The organism is Protaetiibacter larvae (assembly GCF_008365275.1).
Classification (GTDB): Bacteria; Actinomycetota; Actinomycetes; order Actinomycetales; family Microbacteriaceae; genus Homoserinibacter; species Homoserinibacter larvae.
Genome location: NZ_CP043504.1, coordinates 165172 through 187666, shown reverse-complemented (window position 1 = coordinate 187666; position 22495 = coordinate 165172). Strand labels below are relative to the sequence as shown.

19 protein-coding genes and 1 riboswitch are annotated in these 22495 nt (G+C 71.5%); of the genes, 11 read left to right on the top strand and 8 right to left on the bottom strand.

Features of this window, described 5'->3' with window-relative positions; all coding sequences use genetic code 11:
* The first annotated feature begins 44 nt into the window (after positions 1-44).
* The 3 genes from FLP23_RS00810 to FLP23_RS00800 all read left to right on the top strand — a co-directional run bounded on the left by FLP23_RS00810 (position 45) and on the right by FLP23_RS00800 (position 3710).
* Complete coding sequence (locus FLP23_RS00810) at positions 45-1580, top strand: D-alanyl-D-alanine carboxypeptidase/D-alanyl-D-alanine-endopeptidase (RefSeq protein WP_246140006.1); 1536 nt, start codon at positions 45-47, stop codon at positions 1578-1580.
* 13 nt (positions 1581-1593) lie between these two features.
* On the top strand, positions 1594-2166 hold the full coding sequence (locus FLP23_RS00805; protein ID WP_149324123.1) for an isochorismatase family protein: 573 nt from the start codon (positions 1594-1596) through the stop codon (positions 2164-2166).
* Positions 2167-2252: 86 nt separating this feature from the next.
* Entirely contained in the window at positions 2253-3710 is a 1458-nt protein-coding gene (locus FLP23_RS00800; protein ID WP_149324122.1) for an NAD-dependent succinate-semialdehyde dehydrogenase, read from the top strand.
* Between the two features lie 21 nt (positions 3711-3731).
* Here the strand turns inward: FLP23_RS00800 and FLP23_RS00795 are convergent, their stop codons facing one another.
* Complete coding sequence (locus tag FLP23_RS00795; protein WP_210413902.1) at positions 3732-4934, bottom strand: ROK family transcriptional regulator; 1203 nt, start codon at positions 4932-4934, stop codon at positions 3732-3734.
* 76 nt (positions 4935-5010) lie between these two features.
* On the opposite strand from FLP23_RS00795, the gene FLP23_RS00790 reads away from it, so the two are divergent.
* The 5 genes from FLP23_RS00790 (at position 5011) to FLP23_RS00770 (ending at position 11636) form a co-directional block, all read left to right on the top strand.
* A complete protein-coding gene (locus FLP23_RS00790; RefSeq protein WP_210413900.1) occupies positions 5011-5859 on the top strand; it encodes a LacI family DNA-binding transcriptional regulator in 849 nt (282 codons plus the stop codon).
* Between the two features lie 72 nt (positions 5860-5931).
* Positions 5932-7224: an ABC transporter substrate-binding protein gene (locus FLP23_RS00785; protein WP_149324121.1), complete on the top strand. Its 1293-nt coding sequence runs from the start codon at positions 5932-5934 to the stop codon at positions 7222-7224.
* A gap of 73 nt (positions 7225-7297) precedes the next feature.
* Positions 7298-8194: a carbohydrate ABC transporter permease gene (locus FLP23_RS00780; RefSeq protein WP_210413898.1), complete on the top strand. Its 897-nt coding sequence runs from the start codon at positions 7298-7300 to the stop codon at positions 8192-8194.
* A gap of 5 nt (positions 8195-8199) precedes the next feature.
* Positions 8200-9081, top strand: coding sequence for a carbohydrate ABC transporter permease (locus FLP23_RS00775; RefSeq protein WP_211645737.1), 882 nt, complete (start codon positions 8200-8202; stop codon positions 9079-9081).
* A gap of 2 nt (positions 9082-9083) precedes the next feature.
* Entirely contained in the window at positions 9084-11636 is a 2553-nt protein-coding gene (locus FLP23_RS00770) for a glycosyl hydrolase 2 galactose-binding domain-containing protein (RefSeq protein ID WP_210413896.1), read from the top strand.
* Here FLP23_RS00770 and FLP23_RS00765 read toward each other — a convergent pair.
* On the bottom strand, positions 11633-12631 hold the full coding sequence (locus FLP23_RS00765) for an IS481 family transposase (protein WP_149324118.1): 999 nt from the start codon (positions 12629-12631) through the stop codon (positions 11633-11635). The two genes, FLP23_RS00770 and FLP23_RS00765, sit on opposite strands and share 4 nt — an antisense overlap.
* Positions 12632-12820: 189 nt before the next feature.
* The gene (locus tag FLP23_RS00760; RefSeq protein ID WP_149324117.1) at positions 12821-14671 is read right to left on the bottom strand and encodes an ABC transporter ATP-binding protein; all 1851 of its coding nucleotides are present in this window, start codon (positions 14669-14671) and stop codon (positions 12821-12823) included.
* Positions 14672-14866: 195 nt separating this feature from the next.
* On the opposite strand from FLP23_RS00760, the gene FLP23_RS00755 reads away from it, so the two are divergent.
* Genes FLP23_RS00755 through FLP23_RS00745 form a run of 3 tightly spaced genes read left to right on the top strand, consistent with a single transcriptional unit; the run spans position 14867 to position 17444 of the window.
* Positions 14867-15787, top strand: coding sequence for an ABC transporter ATP-binding protein (locus tag FLP23_RS00755; RefSeq protein WP_246140005.1), 921 nt, complete (start codon positions 14867-14869; stop codon positions 15785-15787).
* The gene (locus FLP23_RS00750; protein ID WP_149324115.1) at positions 15784-16626 is read left to right on the top strand and encodes an ABC transporter permease; all 843 of its coding nucleotides are present in this window, start codon (positions 15784-15786) and stop codon (positions 16624-16626) included. Before FLP23_RS00755 ends, FLP23_RS00750 begins: the two co-directional genes overlap by 4 nt.
* On the top strand, positions 16623-17444 hold the full coding sequence (locus FLP23_RS00745) for an ABC transporter permease (RefSeq protein WP_149324114.1): 822 nt from the start codon (positions 16623-16625) through the stop codon (positions 17442-17444). Before FLP23_RS00750 ends, FLP23_RS00745 begins: the two co-directional genes overlap by 4 nt.
* An 8-nt stretch (positions 17445-17452) precedes the next feature.
* Here the strand turns inward: FLP23_RS00745 and FLP23_RS00740 are convergent, their stop codons facing one another.
* The 5 genes from FLP23_RS00740 to ribD are packed head-to-tail and all read right to left on the bottom strand — an operon-like array spanning position 17453 to position 22257.
* On the bottom strand, positions 17453-18802 hold the full coding sequence (locus FLP23_RS00740) for an MFS transporter (protein WP_149324113.1): 1350 nt from the start codon (positions 18800-18802) through the stop codon (positions 17453-17455).
* A 51-nt stretch (positions 18803-18853) separates the two neighbouring features.
* On the bottom strand, positions 18854-19336 hold the full coding sequence (gene ribH, locus FLP23_RS00735; RefSeq protein ID WP_149324112.1) for a 6,7-dimethyl-8-ribityllumazine synthase: 483 nt from the start codon (positions 19334-19336) through the stop codon (positions 18854-18856).
* A complete protein-coding gene (ribB, locus tag FLP23_RS00730) occupies positions 19333-20616 on the bottom strand; it encodes a 3,4-dihydroxy-2-butanone-4-phosphate synthase (protein WP_149324111.1) in 1284 nt (427 codons plus the stop codon). The genes ribH and ribB overlap by 4 nt, the downstream gene beginning before the upstream one ends.
* Positions 20613-21236 carry a riboflavin synthase gene (locus tag FLP23_RS00725; RefSeq protein WP_149324110.1) on the bottom strand — a complete coding sequence of 208 codons (624 nt, stop codon included), beginning with the start codon at positions 21234-21236 and terminating at the stop codon, positions 20613-20615. Before FLP23_RS00725 ends, ribB begins: the two co-directional genes overlap by 4 nt.
* 1 nt (position 21237) lies before the next feature.
* Positions 21238-22257 carry a bifunctional diaminohydroxyphosphoribosylaminopyrimidine deaminase/5-amino-6-(5-phosphoribosylamino)uracil reductase RibD gene (gene ribD / locus FLP23_RS00720; RefSeq protein WP_246140004.1) on the bottom strand — a complete coding sequence of 340 codons (1020 nt, stop codon included), beginning with the start codon at positions 22255-22257 and terminating at the stop codon, positions 21238-21240.
* Between the two features lie 81 nt (positions 22258-22338).
* Positions 22339-22466: riboswitch (FMN riboswitch) on the bottom strand.
* Positions 22467-22495 lie beyond the last annotated feature (29 nt).

The window sequence follows — 22495 nt, the reverse complement described above, 5'->3', positions numbered from 1 at the left end:
CCCGCGCCGACGGCGCGTCCGAGCCCCGCGGCTATCATGTTCCGGTGACCGACGAGCAACCGACCTCCCGTCGTGCTGCCCGCGCCGCGGAGGCGCAGAGCGTGGCCGTCCCCGGCGACCCGGCGACCCAGGGCGAGGCGAAGCGCGGCGGGATCGGCGCGCTCCTGCGCAAGCATCCGACCGCGTGGATCGTGTCGGCGGCGGCCGCCGTGTTCGTGCTGCTGGGCACGGGGTCGGTGTTCGCCGGCGTCGCCTACGCCTCGCGTGCCGAGGCGCCCGTCGAGACGCCCGAGCCGGAGGTCTCGACGCCGCCTCCGCCGCGGCCCGTGTCGACCCTGCCGCCCACGGTGAGTCGGCTGCGCACCTGCTCGATCGCCGGAGCGGCCGCCGACCCGCGGCTGATGGGCTTCCAGGGCACGATCCTGCGCGCCGACACCGGCGAGGTGCTCTTCGACCGGGGCGGCGCCACGCCGGCGCGCACGGCGAGCGTGCTGAAGGTGTTCACCGCGGCGGCAGCCGTCTCGGCACTCGGCCCCGACTTCCAGATCCGCACGAGCGTGCTCGACGGCTCGACGCCCGGCACGATCGTGCTCGTCGGCAGGGGGGATGCGACGCTCTCGGCGCTGCCGGTCGGCCAGGAGAGCTTCTACCCCGGCGCCCCCAAGCTCCAGACTCTCGCCGAGCAGACGATCGCCGCGTACCAGGTGGCGCATCCCGGTGTCCCGATCACGCAGGTGGTGCTCGACGCGAGCTACTGGAACGCCGCCGACAAGTGGGATCCGAGCTGGAAGCGCTCCGAGCAGACCATCGGCTACCACTCCGAGGTCACGGCCCTGCAGGTCGACGGCGACCGCGCGGACCCCACCAAGTCCACGAGCCCGCGCTCGACCGACCCGATCGGGCGCGCCGGCGCCGCCTTCCTCGCGGCGCTCAAGGCCGCCGACACCTCGGGAACGGTCGTCGACCCCGCCGTGGGCACGGCGCTCGGCACGGCGGTCGGGCAGACCTCGTTCGGCGAGGTCGCCTCGCAGCCGCTGCGGACGCTCATCAAGCAGATGCTGCTCGTGAGCGACAACACGCTCGCCGAGATGCTCGCCCGCATCGTCTCGCGGGAATCCGGGATGAACGGCTCCGCGGCCTCGCTGCAGCAGGCGATCCCGGGGCAGCTGAGCAGCACCTGGCAGGTGCCGACCGCGGGGCTCGTAATCCGCGACGGATCCGGGCTCTCCGACCTCAACGCCGTGCCCGCGACGGTGATGGCGAGCTTCATGCGGCAGGTGCGCGACGGCACGGCAGGCCTCGACGTGGTGCGCGACGGCCTCTCGGTGTCGGGCAAGTCGGGCGGGCTGCAGAGCCGGTTCACGGGCGACAACGCCGCCGCCAGGGGCGCCGTGTTCGCGAAGACCGGATGGATCGACACCGCGTACACGCTCGCCGGCTACATCAACGCGGCCGACGGGACCCCGCTCACCTTCACGTTCTACGCGATCGGCGACGGGATCAAGGAGAGCGCCCGTGCGGCGCTCGACACCCTGGCGACGGCGGCGTTCCGCTGCGGCGACAACCTGTCCAACAACTGATCGGAGTGGCGTGATGGCGCGGGCACTGCTGGTGATCGACGTGCAGAACGACTTCACCGAGGGCGGTGCTCTCGGGGTCGACGGCGGGGCCGCGGTGGCGGCGGGGATCACCGCCTACCTCGAGGCGCACCCGGGTCGCTACGACCAGGTGATCGCCTCGCGCGACTGGCACCACGGCGACGACGACAACGGCGGCCATTTCGCGACGGACGCGGCGCCCGACTTCGTGACGAGCTGGCCGCGCCACTGCGTCGCCGGCACCTCGGGCGCCGAGTACCACCCGGCGTTCGACGTCTCGCTCGTCGACCTCCACATCCGCAAGGGCCAGGGGGTGCCCGCCTACTCGATCTTCGAGGGCACGACCGACGACGGAACCGCGTTCCCGGACGTGCTCGCGCAGCTCGGTGTGACGGCGGTGGATGTGGTGGGCATCGCGACCGACTACTGCGTGCGCGCCTCGGCCCTCGACGCCCTCGATGCCGGGCTCGAGGTGACGGTGCTGTCCGGGCTCGTCGCCGCCGTGAACCCCGTCTCGGGCGCCGCTGCGCTCGTCGAGCTCGAGGACGCCGGCGCCCGCATCGGATGAGCCGTCGCACGGCGTCCCCGACACGCCGCGGCTCGAGCACCCTGCGGCCCCTCACGATCCGGACGGGAACGCGAGAGGATGAGGGCATGATCTCGGAGCGCGAGCTGCTGGCGACGGTGCCGACGCAGCTGTACATCGGCGGGCAGTGGGTGGACGGCAGCTCGGGCCGGCACATCGACGTCCACGACCCCGCGACGGGCGCGGTGCTCGCCACGATCGCCGACGCCTCGCCCGCCGACGGCATCGCGGCGCTCGACGCCGCCGTCGCGGCCGCCGCATCCTGGGCCGCGACCCCCGCCCGGACGCGTGCCGAGCTGCTGCGCGCCGCGTGGGAGCAGCTCACGGCACGCGCCGACGAGTTCGCCCTGCTCATGACGCTCGAGATGGGCAAGCCGCTCGCCGAGGCGCGCGGCGAGGTCGCCTACGGTGGCGAGTTCCTGCGCTGGTTCTCGGAGGAGGCGCCGCGCATCGCCGGTCGCTACGGGCCGAACCCCGAGGGCACGGGGCGCATGATCGTCACGCAGCGCCCGGTCGGCCCGTGCTTCTTCATCACCCCCTGGAACTTCCCGCTCGCGATGGCCACCCGCAAGATCGCCCCGGCGCTCGCGGCGGGCTGCACGGTCGTCATCAAGCCGGCCGAGCTCACCCCGCTCACGACCCTGCACTTCGCGAAGCTGCTCGAGGAGGTGGGTGTGCCTGCCGGCGTCGTCAACGTCATCACGACCTCCACCTCGGGCGCGGTGAGCGAGCCCATCATCCGCGACCCGCGGCTGCGCAAGCTCTCGTTCACGGGCTCCACCCCGGTGGGCCGGAAATTGCTCGAGCAGGCCGCGCAGGGGGTGCTGCGCACCTCGATGGAGCTCGGCGGCAACGCCCCGTTCATCGTCTTCGAGGACGCCGACCTGGATGCCGCGGTCGACGCCGCGATGCTCGCCAAGTTCCGCAACATCGGCGAGGCCTGTACGGCCGCCAACCGCTTCCTCGTGCACGCCGATGTGGCGGAGGAGTTCACGCGTCGGGTCACGGAGCGCGTGGCGGCGTTCCGGGTGGGGCGCGGCACCGAGGAGGGCGTCACGATCGGGCCGCTCATCGACGACCGCGCGGTGGCGAAGGCCGACGCCCTCGTGGCGGACGCCGTCGCCCGCGGCGCCCAGCTGCGCACCGGCGGCAGCGCACTCGAGGGGCCGGGCACCTTCTACGCCCCGACCGTGGTGGCGGACGTCGCCGCGGGTTCGGACATCCTGCGCGAGGAGATCTTCGGGCCGGTGCTCGCCATCTCGACCTTCACCGACGAGGCCGACGCGGTGCGTCGCGCCAACGACACCGAGTACGGGCTCGTCTCCTACGTGTTCACGCGCGATCTGGCGCGCGGCCAGCGGATGATCGATCAGCTCGAGACCGGGATGATGGGCCTCAACGTGGGCGTCGTCTCGAACGCGGCGGCGCCGTTCGGCGGCGTGAAGCAGTCGGGACTCGGGCGCGAGGGCGGGCTCGAGGGGATCCACGAGTACCTCGACACGAAGTACACGCTCACGCCGATGTAGCGCGATCCCCTCGAGCGCGTCTCAGCGGGCGCCGCGGTCGTGGCCGGGGGCCACCGAGCCCTGCAGCACGAGGGCCGCCGCGCCGATGGCGGCGGAGTCGCGCGGATCGGAGGCGAGCTCGACGCGCGTCGCGTGCAGGGCGCGTGCGAAGGATCGCGCGTCGAGGCGCTCCTGCACGATGCGCGCCCACACCGACCCGGCGATCGCGAAGCCGGGTCCGGCGAGCACGATGCGGTCGAGGTCGAGGAGGTTGGCGAGGGTGAGCGCTCCGTCGGCCAGGCGGGCGGCGGCGGCCTCGATCACCTGGGACGCCTCCCGGTCGCCTTCGACGGCGGCGCGGGAGAGGCGGTCGAAGGCGTCCACCTCGTCGCGTCCCGCGAGCGCTTCGGCCAGGTGCGGATGCGCCCGGGCGGCGTCGAGCACCGCCGCGGAGGATGCATACCGCTCGAGGCATCCCACATTCCCGCAGCTGCATACGGGTCCGCGGGGGTCGATCGAGACGTGGCCGAGCTCGGTCGCGTTCGAGCTCGACCCGCGGTACAGGGCGCCGTCGAGCACGAGCCCGGCTCCGAGCCCCGAACCCAGGTAGATCACCGCGAACACCTCGTCGCGGGAGATCTGGCGGCTCCAGAACTCGCCGACCGCGGCGGCGGCCGCGTCGTTCTCGACGAGCACCGGCACCCCGAGGCGGGTCTCGAGCTCGCGGCGCAGCGGGAAGCCGTGCAGGGGCTCCGGGGCGGGCGGGCCGAGGAAGGTGCCGGCCGCGAGGTCGATGGCGCCCGGCGCGACCACCGCGAGGCCCGCGATCGTGGCGTTGCCGAGTTCGAGCCCCTCGAGGGTGTCGCGGTACAGCTCGGCAATGCGTGCCGTGACCTCGTCGGCGGGTCCGTACCCGCCCGGGGCGCTCTGGCGGCCGACGACGCCGCCCGTGGTGTCCGCGACGATGCAGGTGATCACCTCGTAGCCGAGCTGCACCCCCACCCCGTAGACGGCGTGCGAGTTGATCTCGAGCAGCGCGCGCGGCTTGCCGCCCGTCGAGACCAGTTCGCCGGTCTCGCGCACGACGCCGTCGGCGATGAGCCGCCGCACGATCCCCGACACGGCGGGCTGGGTGAGGCCGGTCGCCTCGGCGAGCTCGACGCGGCTGATGGGTCCCGCGGATCGCACGATGTCGACGATGAGCGCGCGGCTGCCCGGGCCGGTCACCTGTTCTCGTCTGGCCACGTCCGCCTTCCTCGCGTCACCGGTGCAAGTAGGTTAGTCGAGTCCGCACCCGCGGATCGGCCCGGAAGGAGCGCCCATGGTTCGACGTGTGGGTCTGGCCCTTGCGCGCGCCTCGGAGATCCTCGGCGCAGAGCCGTTCTTCCACGAGCTCATCGCGGGGATCGAGCGCGTGCTCACTCCGCACGGGTTCGCCTTCCTGCTCAAGGTGGTGCCCGATCCGGAGGCCGCGGCCGCGGCGATCGAACGCTGGGCGGCCGACGGCCTCGTCGAGGGTGTCGTGCTCATCGACCTGCTGCCCGACGACCCGCGGGTGAGCCTCGTGCGGCGGCTCGGGCTGCCGGCGGTCGTCATCGGCGACCCGGGAACGGGTTCCGGTCTTCCGACGGTCTGGGCCGAGGACGACCTCGCGATGCGCGATGCGGTGGAGGTGCTGGCGGATCTGGGCCACGAGCACATCGGCCACATCACGGGACCGCGCTCGCTCGCGCACACCGCGATCCGCAGCGAGGCGTTCCTGGCGGTGGCGGCCGAACGCGGCATCCGGGTCCGGGAGGCCGACGGCGACTATTCGGAGCAGTCGGGGGAGCTCGCGACGACGGCCCTGCTCGCGGGCGATGACGCGCCGACGGCGATCATCGCCGACAACGACCTGATGGCGCTCGGCGCGATCGCGGCGGCGCGCCGCGCCGGGGTGGAGGTGCCCGAGCAGCTCGCGATCCTGGCCTGGGACGACTCGGCGCTCGCCCAGCGCTCGGAGCCGCCGCTCGCCGCGATGAGTCATGACGTGCAGCGGATCGGCGAGCTCACGGGGGAGTCGATCCTGGCAGCCCTCGCGGCGGCCGAGCCCGCCGTGGTCACCGCTCCGCGGGCGCGGTTCGTGCGTCGCGGTTCCATCGAGCTCCTTCGCAACGAAAAGATAAATTAGTTATCTAAGTATTTGACATGCGGCTGCGGATGCGTCAGTCTGTTCGCGATTCACCCCGAGCAAAGGAGCCACATGAATCGCAGCAGCAGGTCGAAGGTCGTCCTTTCGGCCACCATCACGGCGTCCGTCGCCCTCGCCCTCACCGGCTGTGCCGGTGGCGGGAACGACGCGGCGGCATCCGACAGCATCAACGTCGTCACCCGCTGGGCCTCCGGTAGCCCCGAGGCCGAGGCGCAGCAGCGCGTCCTCGACGCCTTCACCGCCGAGACCGGCATCAAGGTCACCCTGACGGAGGGCCTCGAGAACATCGACGACCAGGTCGAGACCGCGGTCGCGGCCGGCAAGTCGCCCGACCTCGTCATCGTCAACCTCTACGACAAGACCCTCGGCTGGCTCGACGCCGGCGTGACGGTCGCCGCCGACGACTACGTCTCCGACTGGGGCCTCGACATCGACGCCTCCGCGCTCGACGAGTGGCGCGTCGGCGGAGCCTCCGACGGCGCCCTGCAGGGTCTGCCGTTCAGCGGGTTCAACTGGCCGATCTGGTACAACACCAAGCTCCTCGCCGACGCCGGCGTCGACGCGGTGCCCACCACGACCGACGAGCTCATCGACGCGGCGAAGAAGCTGCGCGCGGCCGGCATCGCCCCCTTCGTCATGGGCGGCAACGACTGGTCGGGCCAGAAGCTCTTCTACCAGATCATCCAGTCCTTCACGAAGGCCGACGAGGCCAAGCAGGTCATGCAGGAGGGCGGATACTGCGCGAGCGACAGCTTCGTGAAGGGCATCGAGCTGTTCACCGAGCTGCGTGACGCGGGCGTCTTCGTCGACAACGTCGCCGGCTTCACCGCCGACGACATGTACGCGACCTACAACGCAGGCGAGGCGGCCATCATGTCCGGCGGCTCGTGGGCCTTCGCGGCCACGGTCGACGCCGGCAACGACGTCGCGGCCAACACCACCCTCGGCGGCTTCCCGCTGCCCGACGGCTCGGTGTTCGACGCCCCCACGGCCTTCCAGGGCTTCACGGGTGTCGGCTTCATGGTCACCAAGAAGGGCGCTGAGGCGGGCCACATCGAGAACGTCGAGAAGCTCGTCAAGGCCTTCTACGCGGACGGCGCCATCGGCGACTTCGTGAAGACCGCCAACCTGGTCACCCCGGTGGCCGGCGACTTCTCGGCCTCGGCCACCAACCCGCTGCTCCAGTCCGCGCTCGCCCTCGGCGACTCGGTCTCGTACGCGGTGCTCCCGGATGTCTGGATCGGCAGCGCGTCCGACCCGCTCATCCAGGTGATCACCCAGGCGTACGGCGGCGGCGACGCCCAGACCATCTGCGCCGGGCTCGACAAGGCGACCCAGGGCTGATCCGCCCTCGCACCACAACGGAGGTCGCCGCCGCGGCACGCGGCGGCGACCTCCTCTGGGAAGGCACGAAACTGTGACTGCAACTGCACCTGCACCCGTCAAGGCCAAGCGGCGGCCCCCCGCCATCCTCTGGCTGACCACCCCGTCCCTCGCCTGGTACGCGTTCTTCACGATCGGGCCGCTGCTGGGGATGTTCGCCATCGCCACGCTGTCGTGGAAGGGGCTCATCTACCCGGCGACGTTCACCGGGCTCGACAACTTCGCGCGGGTGCTCACCGACCCGACCTTCCACGACGCGCTGCGCAACAGCATCGTCCAGGTGCTCATCGTGATCCCGATCATGATGCCGCTCGCGTTCATGCTCGGCTACTACCTCAACACCAAGCCGCGCGGCTACCGCGTGCTGAGCGTGCTGTTCTTCACCCCGGGCCTCATCTCGATCTCGATCAAGGGCACCATGTTCTACGGCGTGCTCTCGCCGAACGGCGGCTTCAACGGCCTGCTCGAGGGAATCGGCCTGGGCGGCATCACGACCGCCTGGCTCGCCAACCCCGCCACCGCGCTCGGCAGCATCATGGCGATCGACCTGTGGTCGGGCATCGGCTTCACCGCGGTGCTGTTCGCCTCGCGCCTGTCGAGCGTCGACACCGAAGTGCTCGAGGCGGCAGACCTCGACGGCGCCGGCACCTTCCGCAAGATGTGGCGCATCACCTACCCCATCATCAAGGACTACTTCGGCACCCTCACGATGCTGCAGTTCCTGTGGACGCTGTTCACCTCGGCGGCGCTCATCCTGATCCTCACGAAGGGCGGGCCGGGCACCTCCACGACGACCCTCTCGTTCCTCGTCTACCAGAAGGCGTTCTCGCAGCAGGACCTCGGCTACAGCCAGGCCGTCGGCGTGCTCCTTCTCCTCCTCGGCATCATCGGCATGGTGCTCATCCGCCGCATCCTCCGTTCTCAGGCCTGATCGACATGACACAGATTCTCCGCACCGCCCGCCCGTCCCGCACGAGCGCCCGCAGCCGCCGCATCTCCGGCAACCGGATGGGGCCGCTCTCCACCGTGCTCGCCTGGTTCTACGCGCTGCTGCTCGCCATCCCGCTGTACTACCTGGTCACGAGCGCGCTCAAGACCAACATCGAGATCTTCACCGACCCCTTCGCCCTGCCCACCCAGTGGCTGTGGGAGAACTTCGGGGAGGCGTGGCAGAGCGGCTCGCTCGGCGCGGGACTGGCCAACTCGGTGCTCATCTCGGCCGTCGCGGTCGTGCTGACGCTCGTGCTCGCGATCCCCGCCGCGTACGCGCTCGCGCGCAGCGAGGGCAAGGTGGCGCAGGCGATCACGAGCAGCTTCGTGGCCGGGTTCCTCATCCCGCCGTTCGCCGCGCTCATCCCGACCGTGGTGCTCGCGATCAACCTGAACCTGTTCTACACGCGCGAATTCCAGATGCTGTTCCTGCCGGCGAGCGCGCTGCCGCTGTCGATCCTGCTGCTCACGCAGTTCATGAAGACGATCCCCCACGAGATCGTGGAGTCGGCGTCGATGGACGGCGCGGGGCACTTCTCGATCCTGCTGCGCATCTTCGTGCCGATCTCGCTCCCCGGCATCGTGAGCGTGACGATCCTGCAGGTGCTGGGCTTCTGGAACGAGTACCTCTTCTCGCTCACCATCACGGGCACGGGCGCCGACGTGCGCACCATCCAGGTGGCGCTGCCCACGCTCATCTCCGACTCGACCAACTACGGCGTGCTCGCCGCAGGCACCGTGATCGCGCTCGTGCCGGTCTACATCGCCTACGCCGCGCTGCAGCGTCGCATGCAGGACGCGCTCACGGCGGGGGCGCTCAAGGGATGAGCGTGCGCGAGGCAGCCGACACGGTGCGTCGGCAGACGCTCGACGGCGTCTGGGCGGCGCGGCGGATCTCCGGCCCGCCCGCGCCGGACGGCATCGACGGCCGCGACATCGTGGCGCTCGTGCCGGGTCAGATCCACACGGATCTGCGCCGCGCGGGGCTGCTCACCGACCCGGACGTCGGATTCGGCGAGCGGGACCAGGAGTGGATCGGCCACTCGGCCTGGGCCTATCGTCGCTCCTTCGAGTTCGAGGGCGTGGCGAGCGGCGAGCAGGTCGACCTGGTCTTCGAGGGGCTCGACACGATCGCCGAGGTGCTCGTCAACGGGCGCTCGATCGCCCGCACCGAGGACCAGCACCTCGCCTACCGCTTCGACGTGACGGCGCTGCTCGAACCGGGCGCCAACGAGCTCGAGGTGCGGTTCTCGTCCGCCTGGGCGGCGGGTTTCGCCGACGAGCACGCCCACGGTCCGCTGCCGAGCCCCTACGACGAGCCGTACCCGCACGTGCGCAAGAGCGCCTGCAACTTCGGCTGGGACTGGGGCCCCCACTATGTGACGGCGGGCATCTGGCGCGGCGTGCGGCTCGAGACGTGGCGCGCGCGCATCGACCAGGTGCGGCCGCTCGTGACCCTCGCCGACGACCACGGCTCGGCGCGCGTCGACGTGGTGACGCGGATCGCGGATCTCGGCGCCGCGGAGTACCGGGTGACCGCGCGGCTCGCGAGCCCCGACGGCACGATCATCGCCACGGCATCCGCGTCCTCCTCCGGCTCCCGCGAGTTCGCGGTGCCGCTCGAGGTGGCCGCGCCTGCGCTGTGGTGGCCGGTCGGGCTGGGGGAGCAGCCGCTGTACCGGCTCGAGGTGGAGTTGCAGGCCGACGGCCGCGACGTCGACCGGCTCGAGCGGCGCATCGGCATCCGCTCGATCGCGATCGACGAGACCCCCGACGAGGTCGGCACCCGCTGGGCGATCGTCGTGAACGGGCGCCGGGTGCGCATCCGCGGCTACAACTGGATCCCCGACCGTCCCTTCATCGCGGAGGTCACGCCCGCGCGGCTCGCGCAGCGCCTCGACCAGGCGGTCGACGGCGGCGCCAACCTGCTGCGGATCTGGGGCGGCGGCTACTTCGCGACCGAGGACTTCCTCGATCTGTGCGACGAGCGCGGACTGCTCGTCTGGCAGGACTTCCTCTTCGCCTGCGCGGCCTACCGCGAGGACGACCGGATGCGCGAGCTCGTGCGGCAGGAGGCCGAGCAGGCGGTCGCGCGGCTGTCGAGCCACGCGAGCGTCGCCGTCTGGTGCGGCGGCAACGAGTGCGTGCAGGGCTGGCACGACTGGGGCTGGCCCGAGATCGTCGGCGGTGCGGGGTGGGGCTCCGAGTTCTACACCGAGCTGCTGCCGGGCGTCGTGGCAGCCCTCGACCCCACGCGCCCCTATGTGCCGAACAGCCCGTGGGGCGGCTCGCTCGAGACGCATCCGAACAGCTTCTCGGGCGGCCCGAGCCACCTGTGGGACGCCTGGAACGACCTCGACTACGCCGACTACCGGCGCCACGACCCCGCCTTCGTCTCCGAGATGGGATGGTGCGCGCCGCCCGCGTTCTCGACGCTGCGCCGCGCGGTCACGAGCGGCGAACTGCTGCCCGGCAACCCGGAGGTGGAGCACCACTTCCGGGCGATCGGGGGAGCGCACAAGCTGGCCCGCGGCCTGCAGCCGCACCTGCCCGTCCCGCTCGCATCCGCGGACTGGATCTTCGCGACCCAGCTCGTGCAGGCGCGCGCCATGACGGCGGGCACCGAGTGGCTGCGCAGCCGCGAGCGCGGTGCGGGCGTCGTGGTGTGGCAGCTCAACGACTGCTGGCCGGTGCTCAGCTGGGCGGCGGTCGACGTGGACGGCATCGAGAAGCCGCTGTGGTTCGCCCTGCAGCGCTCGTTCGCGCCGCGGTTGCTCACCGTGCAGCCGGTCGCACCCGGCGGCACACTTGACCCGAGCGGAGACGCCGGGCTCGAGCTGGTGGCCGTGAACGACGGTGTCGCGCCGTGGACCGGGTCGGCGCTCGTACGGCGGTTCTCGCACGAGGGAGTCGAACTCGCGCGGGCCACCGTGGCGTTCTCGGCCGCACCGGACGGCACCTCGCGCGCACTGCTGAACCCGGCGGTCGCCTCGGCGGGCGATCCCGCGGGGGAGTTCCTGGTGGCGGATGCCGACGGGCTGCGGGCCATCTGGTCGTACCGCACCGACCGCCATTCGGCCCTCGTGGCACCGCAGTGGAGCGTCGGGCTCGCCGTGGAGGAGGGGGCGCTCGTGGTCGACGTCGCCGCGAAGACCGTCGTGCGTGAGCTCGCGCTCTTCGCGGATCGGCTGGGCGCGGCGCTCGGTGTGGAGCCGGCCGAGCTGCGGGTCGACCGCATGCTCGTCGAGCTGCTGCCGGGCGAGAGTACGCGCTTCACCGTGACGCGTCGCGACGGTCGGCCGCTGGATCCCGCCCGCCTCGCCGCGGTGCAGGACGAGCTGCCGCTCGCACTGCGGGCCGCGGCCCAGCTCTCCACCCCCTAGCTGTTCTTCCCCGTGAGGTTGTGAACGCGGGCTGCGGGGACGAGACCGCCGATTCCGGTGTGGGGTCGGTGGTGATTGTAGTGATGGAGCCAGTCGGCGTAGGTGGCTGAGCGGGTGGCCTCGGATGAGTATGCCTCGGCGTAGGCCCACTCGGTGGCGAGGGTGCGGTTGAAGCGTTCGACCTTGCCGTTGGTCTGCGGCCGGTAGGGGCGTGTCCAGCGGTGCTGGATGTTGCCGAGTGCGGCGGCGAAGGCGCGTGATCGGTAACAGGAGCCGTTGTCGGTCATCACGGCGGTGACGGTGATGCCGTGCTCGGCGAAGAACGCTGCGGCTCGGAGCCAGAAGCCGGCCGCGGTCTCTTTGCGTTCGTCGGGGAGTTGCTCGGAGTAGGCGAGCCGGGAGTGGTCATCGACCGCGTGGTGCAGGAAGGTGTAGCCGCGCGAAGGGGACGCGCCGCGACGTGCGGCTCGATCCCGGGCCGAGCCGGCTCGTCGATCCTGGGTCGAACCGCGACCATGGATGCGCCAGCCGCCGCCATCCGGGATGCGACCGAGTTTCTTGATATCGACATGGACGAGCTCTCCCGGCGCGGCGACCTCGTAGCGGACCGGCTTCGGCGCGCGAACAGGCAGCCCGGTGGCCTGATCGACGTGGACAAGTCGCGGCATCCGATAGCGGGCGAGAACGCGTCCGACCGTCGAGCGGGGAACACCGAGGTGATAGCCGATGCGGTGCGGACCCCAACGGCGGGTGAAGCGCAACGCGACGATGCGTCGCTCGAGTCGCTGGGACGAGCGCGACGGGCTGCGGTGCGGTCGGGAGCTGCGATCGGTCAGCGGCAGCCCGGCGCGGTAGCGGCACGCCCAACGGGAAGCCGTCGCCGGGGAGCACTGGAACCGCTCAGCAGCCCGCCGCACCGGCCAGCCCTGATCGACGATGAGACGAGCAAGGCGCGCCCTGCCCTCCGGAGTAAACGGCGCGTTAGCGTGAGTCACGAAGACCTCCGTGGAAACGATCTGAGTGTGGTTACCCACATCGTTCCCGGAGGTCTTCGCTCACCTCAGCCGTTCACAACGTGTCGGGGAAGAACACCTAGCGGAGATCATGGCGCGGCTGGAGCCGTGACCTCCGGGCGGGGGAAACGCCTCCCGCCCGGAGGTCACGGCTCCAGCCGCGCCATGGACTCACACGAGCAGCTGGTGCTTCGCCAGGTCCCGGTACAGCGGCGTCGACGCCACGAGCTCCGAGTGCGTGCCGACCCCGACGACCCGGCCGTGGTCGAGGACGACGATGAGGTCCGAATCGACCACGGTCGACAGTCGGTGCGCGATCACGAGCAGGGTGCGATCCTCGGCGACCGCGTCGATCGCCTCGCGCAGCAGCTGCTCGTTCACGCCGTCGAGTGATGCGGTCGCCTCGTCGAGCAGCAGGATCGGCGGGGCCGCGAGCAGCGCACGCGCGATCGCGAGCCGCTGGCGCTCGCCGCCGGACAGCATGACGCCCTCCTCGCCGACCGCCGCATCCAGTCCGGCCGGGTCGCGATCGAGCACCTCCCCGAGGTTCACCGCGCGCAGCACCTCGGTGCACTGGGCGTCGCTCGCGTCGGGCGTGCCGAGGGTGAGGTTGTCGCGGATGCTGCCGGCGAGCACGGGGGCATCCTGTTCGACGTAGCCGATGCGGCCGCGCAGCTCCTCACGGGGGAGCGCGCGCACGTCCACCCCGTCGATGCGCACCACGCCGCCCGTCGGGTCGTAGAAGCGCTCGATGAGCGCGAGGATGGTCGACTTGCCGGCGCCGGACGGTCCGACCAGGGCGACCCGCGAGCCACGCGGCACCGCGAACGACACCCCGTGCAGTACCTCCCTCTCCACCGGTTCGAGCGCGTCCTCGCCGAGCGTCGACGCGATGACCTTCTCCTTCTCCGTCTTGTGCGCCTGCTCGGGATACGCGAACCGCACCTCGTCGAAGCGGATCGCGGCATCCGTCTCCACGGCGGCGGCGGGCTCGATCGCGGTGTCGCCCTCGTCCTCCGACGGGATGCGCATGATCTCCTGGATGCGTCCGAGCGCGCCGAGCGCCTGATTCACCGAGGTGACGGCCCCGAACGCCTGGCCGAGCGGCATGATCATGAGGAACAGGAACAGGATGAACGCCACGAGGCTGGCGATCGTGATCGCACCCGAGGCGACGCGGTAGCCGCCGAGACCGAGCACGACGAGGAACGACACGTTCATGGCGATCGACGCGACCGGCACGACGAGCGCCGACACCTTCGCCACCCGGATGCCGGCTCCCCAGGCCGCGTGCGCGTCGCGCTCGACCGCGGCCGACTCGCGCTCGGTGGCGTTCGCGGCCCGCACCGTGCGGATGGCCGCGATCGCGCGCTGCACCCCCGCGGCGACGTCGCCCACCTTCTCCTGCTGCTCCCGGCTGGCGACGCGGATGCGGCCCGAGAGTCCGCCGACGACGGCGATCGCGACGGCGATCACGAGCACCGTCGCGCCCAGCAGCACCGGGTCGATGAGCGCCATCCCGACGATCGCGCCCACGAACACGACCGCGCCGCCCAGCGCATCCACGAGCCCCTGGGTGAGCACGGCGTAGAGCAGGGTCGTGTCGCTGCCGACGCGCGACACGAGGTCGCCCGTGCGGCGGGTGTCGAACTCGCTGATCGGCAGCCGCAGCATCCGCCGGATGAGCGCGCGGCGTGAGGAGAACACCACGCTCGTACCGGCCCGCTGCAGCAGGTAGTGCTGCACGGCGGTGACCACGCCGTTGCCGATCACGAGCGCCACGAGCAGCCAGGCGAGCCATCCCAGCGGATCGCGGGCCTCCACGATCGAGATCACCTGGCTCACGAGGGCGGGCTGCGCGAGCGAGAGCGCCGCGCTCGCGAGGCTCAGCACGATCGCGAGTCCCAGCAGACCCTTGTGCTCGGTGAGGTACGGCAGCAGTTCGCGGAAGGAGGCGCGAGGGCCGGTGTCGGCGGCGCGGCGGAAGGGGCTGCGGCGCGCGGGCGCGTCGGTGTCGGTCATGCGGGGGATCTCCAGGGTGTGGGGCACGTTGCGCGCACCTGTGCCTCCCTCGATCCTCGCAGATGCGGCGCCCCGCGGCGTCCGCGATCCATGGCGCGGCTGGAGCTACCACCCCGGGGCGGGAGGCGTTTCTCCCGCCATCGGGTCGCGGCTCCAGCCGCGCCATGTCGCCCGCGACGCATAGGCTCGGATCTCGTGGCAGTGATCAGCGCGACGGGACTCGTGAAGCGGTACGGAGAGTTCGCGGCGGTCGACGGCGTCTCGTTCGAGGTGGCGGCGGGGGAGTCGTTCGGGCTGCTCGGGCCCAATGGCGCCGGCAAGTCGACCACCATGCGGATGGTCGGCGCCGTCTCCACGCGTACGGCGGGCGAACTGCGGGTGCTCGGGCTCGACCCGAACGACTACGGCCCCGAGATCCGCTCGCGCCTCGGGGTCGTGCCGCAGGCCGACAACCTCGACAACGAGCTGCGGGTGCGCGAGAACCTGCTCGCCTACGGACGCTACTTCGGCATGCCGCGCCGACTCGTCGCCGAGCGCGCCGACGAGCTGCTCGAGTTCGCCCAGCTCGCCGACCGCCGCGACGCGAAGGTCGACGAGCTCTCCGGCGGCATGAAGCGCCGTCTCACGATCGCGCGCGCCCTCATCAACGAGCCGCGCATCCTGCTGCTCGACGAGCCGACCACGGGCCTCGACCCGCAAGCCCGGCACATCCTGTGGGACCGCCTGTTCCGCCTCAAGGAGCAGGGCACCACGCTCCTGCTCACGACGCACTACATGGATGAGGCCGAGCAGTTGTGCGACCGCCTCGTCGTCGTCGACCACGGCCGGATCATGGCGGAGGGTAGCCCCGCCGCGCTCATCCGCGAGTACTCGACGCGCGAGGTGCTCGAGGTGCGGTTCGGATCGGAGCAGAACGCGGGTGCGGCCGAGCGGCTCACCGGCGTCGGGGAGCGGCTCGAGGTGCTGCCCGACCGCATCCTCGTGTACGCGCAGGACGGCGAGGCGGCACTCGTCGAGGTGGTCGCGCGGGGGCTGCAGCCGCTCACGAGCCTCGTGCGGCGTTCGAGCCTCGAAGACGTGTTCCTGCGGCTCACCGGACGGTCGTTGATCGAATGACGACGCTCGAACCGCTCGAACTCGCCGAGGAGGCCCGGCGCGCGGCCGCCCGGGTGCGGCGCTTCGGCGCGTGGTACGCGGCCGAGCACCAGATCCGGGTGTGGCGGCGCTACCTCGGCGTCAACATCGCCTCGGCGATCGGCACCCCCGTGCTCTACCTGTTCGCCTTCGGCGTCGGCCTCGGGGTGCTCGTCACCGCGAACGCGGGGCCCGCCGGCGTCGACGGCGTGTCCTACCTCGTGTTCGTGGCGCCGGCGCTCATCGTCACGGCAGCCGTGACGATCGCGTCCGGCGAGTTCACGTACCCGGTCATGCAGGGGTTCAAGTGGAACCCCACCTACATCGGCATGAACGCGGCGCCGCTGTCGGCGCGGCAGATCATAGACGGCGTCGTGCTGTTCGTGGGACTGCGGATGCTCACCGCCTCCGTCGTCTACTTCGCGATCATGGCGGCCTTCGGGGCGTCGCCGTCGCCGGCTGCGGCGCTCACGGTGCTCATCGCGACCCTGGGCGGCCTCGCCTTCGGCACCCCGTTGCTCGCCTACAGCGCGACCCTGCGCGAGGACCGCGGTCAGTTCGCGGTCGTGCAGCGGGTGATCGTGCTGCCGCTCACGCTGTTCAGCGGCACCATCTTCCCCCTCGCGCAGTTGCCGTGGTTCCTGCAGTGGATCGGCTGGCTCTCACCCCTGTGGCACGCCTCGGAGCTGGGCCGGGTGGTCTCCTACGGCGCGGAGCGGCCCGGCTGGCTCGTGGCGGTGCATGTCGGGTATCTCGTGCTGCTCGCGGTGGCCGGGTGGCTGCTCGCGGTGCGGATCGCGACGCGGAGGCTCGACGCATGAGCGCGGTCACCGAGGAGCGGGCGCTTCGCCGCGGAAGCGTGCGATCCCTGTACGCGGGCAACGCGACAGCGGTCGTGGTGCGCGGGTTGCAGGCCACCCGGTCGAGCAACTGGGTGGTCGTGATCTCGGGCTTCGTCGAGCCGATCTTCTACCTGCTCTCGCTCGGCGTGGGTCTCGGCGGGTTCATCGGCACGGTGACGGATGCCGCGGGCAACCACATCCCGTACGCCGCCTACATCGCGCCCGCGCTGCTCGCGGTGTCGGCCATGAACGGCGCGATCTACGACTCCACGTGGAACGTGTTCTTCAAGATGAACTTCGGCAAGCTCTACGAGGGCATGCTTGCGACGAGTCTCGGGCCGCTCGATGTGGCGCTCGGCGAGATCCTGCTCGCACTGCTCCGGGGGGCGGTGTACGGGGTCGGGTTCCAGATCGTGATGCAGGTCATGGGTCTCAACCTGGCGTGGACCGCGCTGCTCGCGGTGCCTGCGGTCATGCTCATCGCGTTCGCCTTCGCGGCCGTCGGGATGGGCATCACGAGCTATTTCCGCTCCTTCCAGCAGATGGAGTGGATCCCGTTCGTGCTGCTGCCGATGTTCCTGTTCTCGGCCACCTTCTTCCCGATCACGGTGTACCCCGAGCCGATCCAGTGGCTCGTGCAGGCGCTCCCCTTGTGGCACGCGGTGGAGCTCGTGCGCGGGCTCACGACCGGCATCCTGTCGCCGCTCATGCTCGTGCACGTGGTGTACTTCCTCGTGCTCGTGGTGGGCGGCCTCTCCTTCACGACCCGTCGCCTGCGCGCCCTCTTCCTCGACTAGCCGTCCCCTCAGGGGAGGGCCTCGGGGATGTCGTCGAGGGCGACGTCCTTCGTCTCGCGGCCGACGAGCAGCGCGACGAGGGTGAGGGTCGCCATCACCGAGAGGTAGACGCCCACCCAGAAGGGGCTGCCGCCCCCGGACTGCCACAGCCACACCGCGATGAACGGCGCGAACGCCGCCCCGAGGATCGACGAGACGTTGTACGAGATCCCCGACCCGGTGTACCGCAGCGCGGTCGGGAACAGCTCGGGCAGCAGCGCGCCCATCGGCCCGAAGGTGAAGCCCATGAGGGTGAAGCCCAGGATGAGCCACGCCACCACCCCGAGCGTGCCGGCCGCCAGCAGCGGAACCCAGACGAGGCCGAATGCGATGATCCCGAGCGTCACGACGATGAGCGTGGGACGCCGTCCGAACCGGTCCGCGAGCGGCCCGGACACGAGGGTGAAGACGCCGAAGAACACCACCCCGAGGATCATCAGCAGCACGAACGTCGTGTAGTCGTAGCCGAGCCCCGGGACCGGTGCGTCGACGGCGGCACGCCCGTAGCTGAGCGAGAAGGTCGTCATCAGGTAGAAGAGCACGTAGGTGGCGAGCATGTAGAAGGTGCCGAGGATCAGCTGCCTCCAGTGCGTGCGGAAGACGGTGGCGAGCGGCACCTTGGCGAGGCGCCCGGCCGAGGCGGCCTTCGTGAACGCCGCCGACTCGACGAGCCGCAGCCGCACCCACAGCCCCACCGCGACCATGATCGCCGAGAACAGGAACGGGATCCGCCAGCCCCACTCGAGGAAGGCGTCCGAGGGGCGAGAGGGGTCGTCGGAGGGCAGCACGGCCGCGATCACGAGGAACAGGCCGTTGGCGATGATGAACCCGATCGGCGCGCCCAGCTGCGGGAAGGTGCCGTACCAGGCGCGCTTGCCGGCCGGCGCGTTCTCGGTGGCGACGAGGGCCGCCCCCGACCATTCGCCGCCCAGCGCGAAGCCCTGCGCGAGCCGCAGCACCACGAGCAGCAGCGGCGCGAGCCAGCCGACGAGCGCATAGGTGGGCAGCACGCCGATCAAGAAGGTGGCGATGCCCATGGTGAGCAGCGCCCCCACGAGCGTCACCTTGCGCCCGCGGCGATCTCCGAGGTGCCCGAAGAAGACCGCGCCGATGGGCCTGGCCACCATCGCGGCGCCGAAGATGGCGAACGACGACAGCAGGGCGGCCGTCTCGTCGCCGGCGGGGAAGAACAGGTGCGGGAACACCAGCACGGCGGCGGTCGCGTAGACGTAGAAGTCGTAGAACTCGATCGTGGTCCCGATGAGACTCGCGAAGACGACCCGCGCGCGCGGGTTCGCGGGTGCGGCGACGGTGCTCATAGCTCTCACCTTGGCACGCGGCTCGTGCCTTCGCGAGCGCTCAGGGACGGGTCAGGCGCGACCGCGGCGGATGCGGGCGAGAACCCCGGCGGTGGCGAGCACCGCCTCGGCGGCCTCGGTGCCCTTGTCCTCCTTCGAGCCGGGCAGACCCGCGCGGTCGAGGCCCTGCGCCTCGTCGTCGAGCGTCAGCAGCCCGAAGCCGACCGGCTTGCCGGTGTCGAGCGCCACCCGGGTGAGGCCGTCGGTCGCCGCCGAGCTCACGTACTCGAAGTGCGGGGTGCCGCCGCGGATGATCACGCCGAGCGCGACCACCCCGTCCGCACCCGCCTCGAGCGCGGCCTTCGCCACGACCGGGAGCTCGAAGCTGCCCGGCACCCGGAACACCTCCACCTCGGCCCCGGATGCCGCCAGGGTGCGCAGCGCGCCCGCGAGCAGCCCCTCGGTGATCGTCTCGTGCCAGGTGCCGGAGACCACGGCGATCCGCAGTCCCGTGCCGTCGTGGTCGAGCTCGGTGGGGCGACCCTCGCCGCTCATTCGTTTCCTCCCGTGGTCGGTGCGAGCCTCTCGAGAAGCGCCTGGTGGGTGGGCAGCTGGTGCCCCATCCGATCGCGCTTCGCGTCGAGGTAGCCCTCGTTGAACTCGCCGACGCCGACGACGAGCGGAACCAGCTCGTCCACCTCGATGCCGCGCTCGGTCAGCTGCCGGGCCTTCTCGGGGTTGTTCGAGAGCAACCGTACCCGCCGGATGCCGAGATCCTTGAGGATCCCGACGGCGGCCCCGTAGTCGCGGGCGTCGGCCGGCAGCCCGAGCGCGAGGTTCGCGTCGAGCGTGTCGAATCCGTCCTCCTGCAGCCGGTAGGCGCGCAGCTTGTTGATGAGGCCGATGCCGCGCCCCTCCTGCCCGCGCAGGTAGATGACGATGCCGCCCTCGGCCTGGATGGTGTCGAGCGCCGACTGCAGCTGCGGGCCGCACTCGCACTTGAGCGAGCCGAACGCTTCGCCGGTGAGGCACTCGGAGTGCACGCGCACGAGCGCCCCGTCGCTCGGCTCGCCCGAGATCCAGGCCACGTGGTCGGCTCCCGTCGAGCGGTCGCGGTAGGCGCGCACCCGGAACGAGCCGTGCTGGGTGGGCACGTTGGTCTCCACCTCGAAGCTCACGCGCTGCCACTCGGGCACCACGACCTCGGCCTTCGGGTCGGCCTCGCAGCGGCGCTCCTCCATGAAGCGGATGAGCGCCTCGATGGTGATAACCGGCACGTTCTCGCGCTCGCCGAAGCGGATGAGGTTCGGCAGTCGCATCATCTCGCCGTCCTCGTCGACGATCTCGGAGATCGCCGCCACCGGGGTGAGCCCGGCGAGTTTCATGAGGTCGACGGCGGCCTCGGTGTGGCCGTCCCGCTCCCGCACGCCGCCGTCGATGGCGCGCAGCGGCAGGATGTGGCCGGGCCGGTTGAGGCTCGACGGCGTCGACTCGGGGTCGGCGAGCACACGGAGGGTGTGGGCCCGGTCGGAGGCGGAGATGCCGGTCGAGTAGCGGTCGGCCGCGTCGACGGACACCGTGTAGGCGGTGCCGCGCGGGTCCTGGTTCTCGGCGACCATGGGCGGCAGCTCGAGCCGGTCGGCGATCTCGTTGGTCATCGGGGCGCAGATGAAGCCGGAGGAGTGCTTGACCGCCCACGCGATCCACTCCTGGCTCGCGGTCTCGGCGGCGAGCACGACGTCGCCTTCGTTCTCGCGCCCTTCGTCGTCTGCCACGATGATGGGGCGCCCGGCGCGCAGAGCGCTGAGGGCGGTGGGGATGTCGGCGAGGCTCATCGGAGCGCTCCTTCCTTCTGTACCGCCAGCAGTCGTTCCACATGGCGGGCGAGGATGTCGGTCTCGAGGTTCACGCGGGAGCCCGGGGCCAGCGCGCCGAGGGTCGTGGCGGTGAGGGTCTCGGGGATGAGCGACACCTCGAACCACTGCTCGGGCTCCGCCGCATCCGAGACCGCGCTCACCGTGAGCGAGGTGCCGTCGATCGTGATCGAGCCCTTGCGGGTCACGAGCGGGGCGAGCTCCGCGGGCAGGGCGAAGCGCACCACGCGCCACGCCGATCCGTCCTCGATCGACAGCACCGCGGTCGTCCCGTCGACGTGCCCCTGCACGATGTGGCCGCCGAGCCGGTCGCCGAGGGCGGCGGCCCGCTCGATGTTGACGAGGTCGCCCACCCGGCGCTCGCCGAGGGTGGTGACCTCGATCGAGATCCCCATGACATCCGCGGTGAACCAGTCGGGGCCCTGGTCGACGACGGTGAGGCAGACGCCCGAGACCGAGATCGAGTCGCCGTGCCGGGCGTCGGATGCCGCAAGCGGCGCGCGCACCGTGATGCGCGCAGCATCCGCCACGGGCTCCCAGGCGAGCACCTCGCCTTGCTCCTCGATGATGCCGGTGAACATGTCAGCTCCCTTGAATCGGTCGTGCCGTGACGAGCAGGTCGTCGCCGAGCTGCTCGATGCTCGTGATGCGCAGGCGGCGGGCGTCGGCGATCGTGGGGATGCCGAGGTCGCCCACCGCGAGCCGGTCCCCGCCCAGCAGCACCGGCGCGAGGTAGACCGCGTACTCGTCGGCGAGCCCCGCGGCGATGAGCGCGGAGGCGAGCGTCGGCCCGCCCTCCACATACACCCGGCGGATGCCGCGGGCGTCGAGCTCGCGCAGGATCGCCTCGAGGTCGCGGCTGCCGGTCTCGATGAGTCCGGCGGGGTGCGCCCGCACGGCCGCGGTCGCGGGCACGCCGCGCTCGCCCACCACGACGGGGATCGGCTGATGCGCCAGCAGCTCCCCGCCGTCGCCGCGCGCCGTGAGGGCGGGGTCGTCGGCCAGCACGGTGCCGATGCCGACGAGGATGGCGTCGGATGCGGCGCGCTGCTCGTGCACGCGCTGGCGGGCTGCGGTGCCGGTGATCCACTGGCTCGTGCCGTCGGCGGCCGCCGCACGCCCGTCGAGGGTGGACGCCCACTTGACGGTCACCCAGGGGCGGTGCCGCGCCACCGCGGTGAGCCAGACGTGCAGGAAGGCGCGCACCTCGTCGGCGAGCACACCGCCGATCACCTCGACACCCGCCTCGCGCAGGCGTGCTGCGCCACCGGCCGACTCGTGCCCCGGATCGGAGACCGCGTACACGACACGCGCGACGCCGGCGGCGATGAGCGCCTCACTGCAGGGTCCCGTGCGCCCGGTGTGGTTGCACGGCTCCAGAGTGACCACCGCGGTGAGCCCGCGCGCGTCCTCGAGGCGGCTCAGCGCATCCACCTCGGCGTGCGCGGTGCCGGCGCCGCGGTGCCAGCCTTCGGCGACCACCGCGCCGCCCGCGTCGAGCAGCACGCAGCCGACCTGCGGGTTGCCGCCGGTGAGCGGCCCGCGGGCGGCGAGTTCGAGGGCGCGGCGCATCGCGGCGTCGTAGACGGTCTGCTCGGCCATCCGCATCCTCTCCGGTCGGTTCCGGGGATGCGCGACGAGAATCGGCGCCCGCCGACGGATGCCGCCAACGGCTCCGCCGACGCGTGCTTCCTTCCATCCGGACTATCACCGTCGGTCCCGGAGTTCCACCGGATCGGCCCCGCCCCTTGCGGGTCGGAGTTCGCGGACTATCACCGCCGGTGCGGGTTTTCACCGCCCCCGGAGCACGTGCTGCTTGCTTCGGAGTCTACAACGCAGC

What these genes read in the sequence shown, in the direction of transcription:
- FLP23_RS00745 (WP_149324114.1), top strand. Translation starts at nt 16,623, where the DNA reads ATGAGCGCGGTCACCGAGGAGCGGGCGCTTCGCCGCGGAAGCGTGCGA.
- ribH (WP_149324112.1), bottom strand. Translation starts at nt 19,336, where the DNA reads ATGAGCGGCGAGGGTCGCCCCACCGAGCTCGACCACGACGGCACGGGA.
- ribD (WP_246140004.1), bottom strand. Translation starts at nt 22,257, where the DNA reads ATGGCCGAGCAGACCGTCTACGACGCCGCGATGCGCCGCGCCCTCGAA.
- ribB (WP_149324111.1), bottom strand. Translation starts at nt 20,616, where the DNA reads ATGAGCCTCGCCGACATCCCCACCGCCCTCAGCGCTCTGCGCGCCGGG.
- FLP23_RS00760 (WP_149324117.1), bottom strand. Translation starts at nt 14,671, where the DNA reads ATGACCGACACCGACGCGCCCGCGCGCCGCAGCCCCTTCCGCCGCGCC.
- FLP23_RS00805 (WP_149324123.1), top strand. Translation starts at nt 1,594, where the DNA reads ATGGCGCGGGCACTGCTGGTGATCGACGTGCAGAACGACTTCACCGAG.
- FLP23_RS00750 (WP_149324115.1), top strand. Translation starts at nt 15,784, where the DNA reads ATGACGACGCTCGAACCGCTCGAACTCGCCGAGGAGGCCCGGCGCGCG.
- FLP23_RS00740 (WP_149324113.1), bottom strand. Translation starts at nt 18,802, where the DNA reads ATGAGCACCGTCGCCGCACCCGCGAACCCGCGCGCGCGGGTCGTCTTC.
- FLP23_RS00790 (WP_210413900.1), top strand. Translation starts at nt 5,011, where the DNA reads ATGGTTCGACGTGTGGGTCTGGCCCTTGCGCGCGCCTCGGAGATCCTC.
- FLP23_RS00785 (WP_149324121.1), top strand. Translation starts at nt 5,932, where the DNA reads ATGAATCGCAGCAGCAGGTCGAAGGTCGTCCTTTCGGCCACCATCACG.
- FLP23_RS00800 (WP_149324122.1), top strand. Translation starts at nt 2,253, where the DNA reads ATGATCTCGGAGCGCGAGCTGCTGGCGACGGTGCCGACGCAGCTGTAC.
- FLP23_RS00725 (WP_149324110.1), bottom strand. Translation starts at nt 21,236, where the DNA reads ATGTTCACCGGCATCATCGAGGAGCAAGGCGAGGTGCTCGCCTGGGAG.
- FLP23_RS00775 (WP_211645737.1), top strand. Translation starts at nt 8,200, where the DNA reads ATGACACAGATTCTCCGCACCGCCCGCCCGTCCCGCACGAGCGCCCGC.